The organism is Arthrobacter sp. TMS2-4 (assembly GCF_054511075.1).
Genome location: NZ_JBTNDI010000002.1, coordinates 497271 through 506747, shown reverse-complemented (window position 1 = coordinate 506747; position 9477 = coordinate 497271). Strand labels below are relative to the sequence as shown.

Annotated in this window: 8 protein-coding genes; 2 read left to right on the top strand and 6 right to left on the bottom strand. The window is 71.4% G+C overall.

Annotated elements, in window-relative coordinates:
• Positions 1–37 precede the first annotated feature (37 nt).
• Positions 38–463, bottom strand: coding sequence for a LysM peptidoglycan-binding domain-containing protein (locus ACX80F_RS05475; RefSeq protein ID WP_459335352.1), 426 nt, complete (start codon positions 461–463; stop codon positions 38–40).
• A 386-nt stretch (positions 464–849) separates the two neighbouring features.
• On the opposite strand from ACX80F_RS05475, the gene lexA reads away from it, so the two are divergent.
• Complete coding sequence (gene lexA, locus ACX80F_RS05470) at positions 850–1560, top strand: transcriptional repressor LexA (RefSeq protein WP_459335384.1); 711 nt, start codon at positions 850–852, stop codon at positions 1558–1560.
• Between the two features lie 25 nt (positions 1561–1585).
• Here lexA and ACX80F_RS05465 read toward each other — a convergent pair whose 3' ends face one another.
• Together ACX80F_RS05465 and hflX are read right to left on the bottom strand one after the other, a co-directional pair.
• A complete protein-coding gene (locus tag ACX80F_RS05465) occupies positions 1586–3658 on the bottom strand; it encodes an ATP-dependent DNA helicase (RefSeq protein ID WP_459335351.1) in 2073 nt (690 codons plus the stop codon).
• On the bottom strand, positions 3651–5234 hold the full coding sequence (hflX, locus tag ACX80F_RS05460; RefSeq protein WP_459335350.1) for a GTPase HflX: 1584 nt from the start codon (positions 5232–5234) through the stop codon (positions 3651–3653). Before hflX ends, ACX80F_RS05465 begins: the two co-directional genes overlap by 8 nt.
• A 122-nt stretch (positions 5235–5356) precedes the next feature.
• On the opposite strand from hflX, the gene ACX80F_RS05455 reads away from it, so the two are divergent.
• On the top strand, positions 5357–5965 hold the full coding sequence (locus ACX80F_RS05455) for a class I SAM-dependent methyltransferase (RefSeq protein WP_459335349.1): 609 nt from the start codon (positions 5357–5359) through the stop codon (positions 5963–5965).
• Between the two features lie 38 nt (positions 5966–6003).
• On the opposite strand, the gene dapF is transcribed toward ACX80F_RS05455, so the two are convergent.
• Genes dapF through miaB form a run of 3 tightly spaced genes read right to left on the bottom strand, consistent with a single transcriptional unit; the run spans position 6004 to position 9427 of the window.
• Positions 6004–6951: a diaminopimelate epimerase gene (gene dapF, locus ACX80F_RS05450; RefSeq protein ID WP_459335348.1), complete on the bottom strand. Its 948-nt coding sequence runs from the start codon at positions 6949–6951 to the stop codon at positions 6004–6006.
• The gene (gene miaA, locus ACX80F_RS05445; protein ID WP_459335347.1) at positions 6948–7868 is read right to left on the bottom strand and encodes a tRNA (adenosine(37)-N6)-dimethylallyltransferase MiaA; all 921 of its coding nucleotides are present in this window, start codon (positions 7866–7868) and stop codon (positions 6948–6950) included. Before miaA ends, dapF begins: the two co-directional genes overlap by 4 nt.
• Positions 7865–9427 (bottom strand): tRNA (N6-isopentenyl adenosine(37)-C2)-methylthiotransferase MiaB, encoded by a 1563-nt coding sequence (miaB, locus tag ACX80F_RS05440; protein ID WP_459335383.1) that lies wholly within the window; start codon positions 9425–9427, stop codon positions 7865–7867. Before miaB ends, miaA begins: the two co-directional genes overlap by 4 nt.
• Between the last annotated feature and the right edge of the window lie 50 nt (positions 9428–9477).

Genomic DNA, 9477 nt, shown 5'->3' with positions numbered 1-9477 from the left:
TTTCCTCTCTCTTTTCTCTTTTTTCCCGCTTTACCAGTCACCCCGCGGCGGGTACCGCGATGCTCTGCCCTGCCTGCACCACGGAGCTGCGCAGGTCGTTGAGCTCCACGATCTCCGCGACGACGTCGCGCGGATCGCGCTCCGGCGCGTAGTGCACGGCGAGGTCCCACAGGGTCTCCCCGGTAGCGACGCTCACCTCGACCGTGGCCGTGGAGGTCGGTGCCGACTCCCCTGCCTGCGCCTGGGAGGTCAGGAACGCCGCGAGGAGGATCAGGGCCGCGACGCCCAGGGCGATCGGCAGGCCGACCAGCAGCAGGCGCCCTCGCCGGGTCAGCGTCAGGGGTCGGTCCGCACTCCGCTGCGTGGAGGTACGGGCCGTGTCGGGCGTGGGGAGGAGCCTGAGGTGGGTTTCGGGCCGAGCGGGCGTCCACAGCGAGCTGCCATGCAGTGCGGGTGTAACCATTGCCGTTCCTCTTTCCTTCGAATGCCCTACCCGGAAATTCTGTCCGGTTCGAACACACGTTCTAATGAGCGTCTGCCTATTTCTAGCATCTACGAACGATCCGTGTCGAGACTCGGTCGAACATATGTTTGAAAAGTGCCCTCGACTGTCCTAGCGTGGAGAGATCAGGACATCGTCCGCGAATGCCGCCCCCTACGGGCGGTTCCGTGGCCGATACACCCCACACAACCAGCCGCCTCTGACATAACGGCTTCCCGTCCACGGAAGCGCACCGGCGGCGACAACCGGATCAGTGATCCAAGGCGAAAGGCGCACCAGTGGCGGAATCACCAGCCGCGGGCCGGCAGGAATCGAACACTGCCGACGTTCCGGCACCTGCCGTACCCATCTCCGCGGGCCGGGGCAGGCCGCGCGGGCGCTCCGCGTCCAAGGGACTGACCGCCCGGCAGCTGACGATCCTCGAGACGATCCAGCGGTCGATCGCCGACAAGGGCTACCCGCCGTCCATGCGGGAGATCGGCGACACGGTGGGCCTGGCCAGCCTCTCCAGCGTGACCCATCAGTTGTCGCAGCTCGAGCGTCTCGGCTACGTGCGCCGGGACCCCAAGCGTCCCCGCGCCATGGAGGTCCTGCTCCCGCTGACCCTGGCGCCGGACACCTCGGGCGCCCAGGCCGGACCGTCCGAGGACGGCAAGCCCGCCGTCGAGCACCGGATCGCGGTCGACACCGCCCTGGTACCGCTCGTGGGGCGCATTGCTGCCGGCGGGCCGATCCTCGCGGACCAGGTGGTCGAGGACGTCATGCCCCTTCCCCGCCAGCTCGTCGGGCACGGGGATCTGTTCATGCTCAGGGTCTCGGGGGACTCCATGGTGGATGCCGCCATCTGCGACGGCGACTGGGTGGTGGTTCGCCGGCAGCAGAGCGCCCAGAACGGCGACATCGTCGCGGCACTGCTCGACGAAGAGGCCACCGTCAAGACCTTCCGCCAGCGGGACGGCCACACCTGGCTCCTGCCGCAGAACACCCGCTACGAGCCCATCCTCGGTGACCATGCCAGCATCATGGGCAAGGTCGTCTCGGTGATGCGCGCGCTGTGACCGCCGCGTAGCCGGAACTGGAGCGTCAGCGCGCGGAGAGGCGCTCCAGGATCCCGGTGACGGTCGCGCGGTCCGTCGTGGCCCAGAAGGGCGGGAGGGCCGCCCGGAGGAAGCCGCCGTACCGTGCCGTGGCGAGGCGGCTGTCCAGGACGGCCACCACGCCTCTGTCCCCCGCCGCCCGGATCAGGCGCCCCGCGCCCTGCGCGAGCCGGACGGCCGCGTGCGTCGCGGACACGCTCATGAAGCCGTTGCCCCCGTTGCGGGCCACCGCCCTGGTGCGGGCGGTCATGAGCGGGTCGTCCGGGCGAGGGAACGGGATGCGGTCGATCACGACCAGTCGGCACGAGGACCCCGGTACGTCCACGCCCTGCCAGAGGGACATGGTGCCGAACAGGCAGGTATCCGGTTCGTCTGCGAACCGGGTGACCAGCGCATTGAGCGAGGAATCCCCCTGGCACAGGATCTCGAAGTCGACCTTCGGTCGCAGCGCCTCCGCCGCCTCCTCTGCGGCTCGCTTCGACGAGAACAGCCCCAGCGCGCCTCCTCGGGACGCCGTGAGCAGCCCCAGCAGTTCCTCGAGCTGCGCGTCGGAGGTCCCTCGCTCGGGCTTCGGCAGGTCCTTCGCCACGTAGAGCACTCCCTGCCGCGGATAGTCGAAGGGACTGCCGACGTCGACGCCTGTCCAGGCGGGCGCGCCTGGACCGCTGAGGCCCAGGGACCCGGCCACGGGACCGAACTCCGAGCCGATCGCCAGGGTCGCGGAGGTCAGGATCACGGTGTGGTCCTCGAACAGGCCTTCCCGCAGCCGGCCGGCGACGGACAGCGGCGCGACGTTCAGGGTCGCGGGTGCGCTCTCGTCGGGCTGCGCGTAGCCCGAGCCCGGCGTGAAGGCACTGGGACGCGACGCCCACACGACCTCGTTCAGGTCCGAGGCGGCGAGGATCCGCTCGGCGAGCTCGAAGATCAGCGTGGTGCGGGACCGCGCGACCTGCCGCCCGCCGTCGACGTCGGCCTCCGACTTTCCCTCCGTCTTCGTGTCCGACAGCGCGGCACGGGATGCGTCCCGGACCTGCACGAGGGCCTGCCCGAGATCCTCCGGGAGCCCTCCGGGCAACAGGCCCGAGGGGACGAGCTCGGCGGCCGCCTCGAAGGCGTCGGCGGCCGTGTCGAGGGCACCCGTGCTGATCGAGGCATGGCGGCGGAGCGCCGTGGCCGCCGCGGTGACCATCGAGGCGGAGAGCTGGCCGGACACGGCACCGGTGACCCGGTCGTGGAGTTCGTGGGCCTCGTCGATGACGACGACGTCGTACTCCGGCAGCACGGCGAGCCCCTCGAAGGCACTGATGGCGAGCATCGCGTGATTGGTGATGATGATGTCGGCGTCCGCTGCCGCGGCGCGTGCCTTCTCGCTGAAGCACTCGGAGGCCACGGGACAGCGGGCAGCGCCGAGACACTCCATGCTGGAGACGGACACCTGGCGCCAGGCGCGGTCGCTCACGCCGGGGACGAGGTCGTCGCGATCCCCGGTCGCGGTCTCCTCGGCCCACTCGCGCAGCCGGACGACGTCCCTGCCGAGCGCAGAGGACGGGCCGTCCGTCGCCGGGGCAGGGTGCGGGGCGGCATCCTCGCCGAGGCTGAACAGGGTGCCGGGCGCATCCTCCTCCGGGAATCCGCCGCCGGTCTCGTGGAGGCAGACGTAGTTCGACCGACCCTTGAGCAGGGCCACGTCGACGGGGCGCGTCAGCGCGGGCTTCACCGCGTCGAGCAGGCGCGGGAGGTCCCTGCCGACGATCTGCGCCTGAAGGGCGAGCGTCGCCGTCGAGACGACCGAGGGCCGGTCGCTGTCCATCGCGTGGGCGATCAGCGGGACGAGGTACGCGAGCGATTTCCCGGTGCCGGTGCCGGCCTGGACGAGCAGGTGCTCGCCCGAGCGGATCGACTCGCTGACCTGGCGGACCATCTCGTGCTGGCCGGACCGCATCTCGCCGCCCATCGCACCCACGGCGGCGTCGAGCAGCTCGAGGGCCTGCCGGGCTTCATCGGAGTGGCGGGACGCGTCCGGTGCCGCCACGGCGCCGGACCGCGTGCTCTCACTCATGCCGGACGTACGCCTCCAGTTCGGCGGCCAGGCCCTCCCGGACCATCACTTCGAGGCGCGTCCCCTCACCGACGTGCTCCATGCCGAGGATCTCTACGTCCTCGTCGTGGAGACGGCTGAGGATCTCCCCATGCTCGTACGGCACCATGAGGTCGAGCTTCACGCCCGGACGCGGGATGCTGGTGCTGATCAGCTGGCGCAGCTCGGTGAGCCCCGCACCTGTTCGCGCGGAGACGACGACGGTCCGGGGTTCGCGCTGCCGCAGCCGCTCGATGACGAAGGGGTCGGCGGCGTCGGCCTTGTTCAGCACAATGATCTCGGGCACCTTGCGGGCGTCGACCTCCGTCAGCACGGCGCGGACTGCAGCGATCTGCCCCTCGGGATCGGGGTGCGAGGCGTCCACGACGTGCAGGATCAGGTCGGAGTCGGCGACCTCCTCGAGGGTCGAGCGGAACGCCTCGATCAGCTGGGTGGGCAGCGAGCGGACGAACCCGACGGTGTCGGCGAGGGTGTAGCCGATGCCGTCCGGTGTCTCGGCCTTGCGGACCGTGGGGTCCAGCGTGGCGAACAGGGCGTTCTCGACGAGCACTCCGGCATCGGTGAGCCGGTTCAGCAGGGACGACTTGCCGGCGTTGGTGTACCCGGCGATGGCCACGGACGGCACCTGGTTCCGACGGCGGTTGGAGCGCTTCGTCTCCCGCGCCGGCTTCATCGCGGCGATCTCGCGGCGGAGCTTCGCCATGCGGGTGCGGATCTTCCGCCGGTCGAGTTCGATCTTCGTCTCACCCGGGCCGCGGGAGCCCATGCCGGCGCCGGCGCTGCCGACCTGGCCACCGGCCTGGCGGGACATCGATTCGCCCCACCCGCGGAGGCGCGGGAGCAGGTACTCGAGCTGGGCGAGTTCGACCTGCGCCTTGCCCTCGCGGCTCTTCGCGTGCTGGGCGAAGATGTCGAGGATCAGGGCGGTCCGGTCGATCACCTTGACCTTCACGATGTCCTCGAGGCCGCGGCGCTGTGACGGGGACAGTTCGCTGTCGACGATCACGGTGTCCGCTCCGGTCGCCTGGACGATGCCCTTCAGCTCCTGGGCCTTGCCCGAGCCGAGGAACGTGCCGGGGTCCGGCTTGAGGCGTCGCTGCACGATGCCGTCCAGCACCTCGGATCCGGCTGTCTCGGCCAGGGCGGCGAGCTCCTGGAGCGAGTTCTCGGCGTCCTGCGCGGTGCCTTCGCTCCACAGACCGGCGAGGACGACCCGTTCCAGCCTCAGCTGCCGGTACTCGACCTCCGTGACGTCCTCGAGTTCGGTGGACAGGCCCGCGACGCGTCGGAGCGCCCTGCGTTCGGCCAGATCCTGCTGGTCGCCGTCGGCGTCCGACGGCGTCCCGTCCTGGGAGAGGGCCTGCGCCTTCGATCGCCAGGTCTTCTCGATCGGCGCGGGGGTCTCCCCCGGCCCCGGTGTCCCTCTCGTCGCCTTGGCCACGGCAGCTTCGTCGCTGGCGAGGATCCGGTCGATGACGGCCTGGATCTCCTCCGGGCCCATGTCGGCGCCGGTGGAATGTCCGTTGTTCTCGGTCATGGTCTCCCTAGGTGAGTGTCCGACAATCCTACGGCGACCGCGCCGGTGCGCTCCAGCGTATTCTCCCAGCGCGAAACCGGCCGGCTCGGGCGAGCCCCGGGCGTGCCGTTAGGCTCGTGGGTATGGAGTCCCAGCACTATTTCAGCCCCCAGCCGGCAGGGCCGGACACACGCCGGCCCCTCTCGGTCGTCCTGGACGGCGTGCGCCGTGACCTGGTGACCTCCTCGGGCCTGTTCAGCCCCGACGGTGTCGACAAGGGCACCGCGATCCTGCTCGACGCCGTCCCCGACCCGCAGGGACGCCGCATGCTGGACATCGGCAGCGGCTGGGGGCCGATCGCCCTGACTCTCGCCTTGAAAGCTCCCGACGCCGAGGTCTACGCCGTGGACGTCAACGAGCGGTGCGTCGCACTGACTGCGGAGAACGCCGCCCGCCTCGGACTGGGCAACGTGGTGGCGTGCACCCCGGACGCGGTGGACGACGCCCTCGACTTCGACACCATCTGGTCCAATCCGCCCATCCGCATCGGCAAGCAGGAACTGCATGCACTCCTTCTGCGCTGGCTCCCGCGCCTTGCTCCGGGCGGCCGGGCCTGGCTCGTGGTGCAGAAGAACCTCGGCGCGGACTCGCTGCAGCGCTGGCTGGCCGAGGAGCTGCCGTCCGGCTTCCTGGTCCGGCGCGCGGAGACGTCCAAGTCCTTCCGCATCCTCGAGGTGCACCGGGCGGACTGACCGCACGTCGGCGACGGCCGGCGACCCGATCGGTGCGCTCAGCCCGGCCGGAGCACGCCGTCCGCCACGAGGGCCGCGGGACCGCTGAGCAGCACGTGCTCCCGGCCCTCGGGCCCCTCGACGAAGGTCACCCCGACGACGCCGCCCGGGACGGTGACCTGCCACCGCGCGGGAGCGCCCTGGCCGGCCCAGTAGCGTGTGGCCGCCGCCGCGGCGCACGCTCCGGTGCCGCACGACTGGGTCTCACCGACGCCCCGCTCGTGGACGCGCATGCTGAGCCGGCCCACGCCGTCGTCGCCCACCAGCGGATCGGAGGGCACCACGAGCTCCACGTTCGTCCCCTGCGGCGGCACCGGCTGGACGCCCGGGGCCCGGTGCAGTTCCGTGCTCTGCAGTTCGGCCGCCTCGGCCAGAGCCACGACGGTGTGCGGGTTGCCCATGCTGATCGAAAGGCCCGGCCGGTCGACGTCGAGCCCGCCGATCTGCACCAGCGAGTCCATGCCGCGGGCGACGGCCGCGTCGGGGTGGATGAACTCCCAGGGGCCCATGTCCACGGCGTAGCCGTCGTGCGAGCGGGTCACGCGCTTGACGCCCGCACGGGTGGCGATGGCGAGCTCGCCGCCGTCGGGCAGGTCGGCGGCGAACGACGCGAGCAGGAAGTGGGCGAACACGCGCACGCCGTTGCCGCACATCTCGGACACCGAACCGTCGGCGTTGCGGTAGTCCATGAACCATTCGGCGGCGGGCTCGGTCTGCAGGAGCGCCCGCCCCTCGGGCAGGGCGGACGACCGCACGGCCCGGATGTAGCCATCGGCGCCGATACCGCGGTGGCGGTCACAGAGCGCGGCGACGAACGCGGGGTCGTCGGGAGCGGTCCCGTCCGGGTCGAGCGTCAGGACGAAGTCGTTGCCGGTGCCGTGGCCCTTGGTGAAGGAGAGGCCGGCGGATCGCCCGGGGGCGGGGACGGAGGAGCGGTGGTCGGTCACAGTCCCAAGGATAGGTCCCCGGGCCGCTGCACGAGCCCCATCGCCCGGTCGAGGAGTCCGGGAGCCTGCCAGTCCGTCCACGCCACGCGCGGGTCACCCCGGAACCAGGTGAGCTGGCGGCGGGCGAAGCGTCGGGTCGCCGCGATGGTGTCCTCGACGGCGTCCGCCTCGGTCATGGAACCGTCCAGCACCCGGAGGAACTGCCCGTACCCGAGGGCGCGCGAGGCCGTCCGCCCGTCCCTGAGCCCGGCCGCCGCGAGGCGCTCCACCTCGGCGGCCAGCCCGGCGCGCACCATGGCCTGCACGCGGTCGGCGAGCCGGGTCCGCAGGACGTCCCGGTCGACGGCGAGGCCGATCTGCACCGCGGGCTGGTGGTACTCGCGGCGCGGCATGAACGCGCTGAAGGGCCGCCCGCTGATCTCGTACACCTCGAGCGCGCGGACGAGGCGGCGATCGTCGTCGATCCGTTCCGCGGACGCGGGGTCGACCGCCCGGAGCCGGTCGCGGAACGCCGCGCTCCCGAGGGCGTCGAGTTCTGCCTCGAGCCGGGCACGGACGCCCGCGTCGGTCGGCGGGAACTCGAGCCGGTCAAGGGCCGCGCGGATGTACAGGCCGGATCCGCCGACGAGGATGGGCACCCGCCCGCGGGCGCGGATGTCCCCGACGATCCGCCGGACGTCCTCCTGGTAGGCGGCGACGCTCGCCTCCTGCGTGACGTCGAGGACATCGAGGAGATGGTGCTCGATGCCCTGCCGTTCCGCCGGGGTCAGCTTGGCCGTCCCGATATCCATGCCGCGGTAGAACTGCAGGGCGTCCGCGTTGACGATCTCGCCGTCGAGGCGTCGGGCCAGGGCGATGCCGAGCTCGGACTTGCCGGACCCCGTGGGTCCGACGACCGCGACCACGGGAAGGGTCAAGAACGCCCTCCGCGGACCGGCAGGGACGGCATGCCCAGGGAGACCGGGCGCGGAGCGCCGTCGGACCCGGCGGCACCGTCCGTCGGGGCGGGAACCCCGCAGCTGTCGGCCTGGCTCCTGTCCCACGCGTCACCGGCGCGGGAGCGACGCACGGCGTACTGCTCCGGGGCGGGGTCCGACAGCAGGTGGAAGGACGCCGCCTGGGTGACGGGGAGGGTCACGACGTCGCCCGGCCGGGGCACGGCCGCGCCCTCGGGCACGGAGAAGTGGACGAGCCGCTGGTCCCGGGCACGTCCCGTGAGCCGGTGCGTCTCGCCGCCCTTGCGTCCCTGCTGGTCGGTGACGAGCACCTCGACGACGGTCCCGACCTGCCGTGCGTTCTCCTCGCGGGCGATGCGGTCCTGCAGCGCGGTCAGCCGCTCGAACCGCTCCTGCACCACGGCCTTGGGCAACTGGTCGGGCAGATCCGCCGCCGGGGTGCCGGGGCGCTTCGAGTACTGGAAGGTGAAGGCCGTGGCGAAGCGTGACTGCTCGACGACGTCGAGGGTGGCCTGGAAGTCCTCCTCCGTCTCGCCCGGGAAGCCCACGATGATGTCGGTGGAGATGGCGGCGTGGGGCATCCGGTCACGGACCCGCTCGAGGATGCCGAGGAAGCGGCTCGAGCGGTAGGACCGGCGCATCGCCTTCAGGATGCGGTCCGACCCGGACTGCAGGGGCATGTGGAGCTGCGGCATCACGTTGGGCGTCTCGGCCATCGCGTCGACCACGTCGTCGGTGAACGCTGCGGGGTGGGGACTGGTGAACCGGACCCGCTCGAGGCCCTCGATGGACCCGCAGGCGCGCAGCAGCTTTGCGAAGGCGCCCCGGTCGCCGAACTCGACCCCGTAGGAGTTCACGTTCTGGCCGAGGAGCGTGACCTCGACGGCGCCGTCGGCGACGAGGGCCTCGATCTCCGCGAGGATCTCCCCGGGCCGGCGGTCCCGCTCCTTGCCGCGCAGGGACGGCACGATGCAGAAGGTACACGTGTTGTTGCAGCCGACGGAGATCGAGACCCAGCCCGCGTAGACCGATTCGCGCCGCGTCGGGAGGGTGGAAGGGAAGACATCGAGGGATTCCAGGATCTCCAGCTGCGCGTCCTGGTTGTGGCGTGCACGCTCGAGCAGGGCGGGCAGGGCGCCGATATTGTGCGTCCCGAAGACGGCGTCCACCCAGGGGGCTTTCCGCAGGATGGTCTCCCGGTCCTTCTGTGCTAGGCACCCGCCGACGGCGATCTGCAGGTCCGGCCGGGCCTCCTTGACCGCCTTGAGGATCCCGAGATTGCCATACAGCTTGTTGTCCGCGTTCTCGCGGACCGCGCAGGTGTTGAAGACGACGACGTCCGCCTGTCCGTTCTCCACCCGCGCGAGCCCGGCGCCCTCGAGCAGCCCGGAGATCCGCTCGGAATCGTGCACGTTCATCTGGCAGCCGAAGGTCCGCACCTCGTAGGTGCGCTGGTCAAGCCCACCGCCCACTGCAGGCGCGGCGCGGGGTGTCTCGTCGAGGGAAGCTGGAAGCGTCATACTCACGTCGTCAAGCGTACGGCTGGGACGCCGGGCACCCACAATTCCGG

Excerpts from the sequence above, each read along its gene's own strand:
- ACX80F_RS05475 (WP_459335352.1), bottom strand. The coding sequence starts at position 463 with ATGGTTACACCCGCACTGCATGGCAGCTCGCTGTGGACGCCCGCTCGG.
- ACX80F_RS05465 (WP_459335351.1), bottom strand. The coding sequence starts at position 3,658 with ATGAGTGAGAGCACGCGGTCCGGCGCCGTGGCGGCACCGGACGCGTCC.
- hflX (WP_459335350.1), bottom strand. The coding sequence starts at position 5,234 with ATGACCGAGAACAACGGACATTCCACCGGCGCCGACATGGGCCCGGAG.
- ACX80F_RS05455 (WP_459335349.1), top strand. The coding sequence starts at position 5,357 with ATGGAGTCCCAGCACTATTTCAGCCCCCAGCCGGCAGGGCCGGACACA.
- miaB (WP_459335383.1), bottom strand. The coding sequence starts at position 9,427 with ATGACGCTTCCAGCTTCCCTCGACGAGACACCCCGCGCCGCGCCTGCA.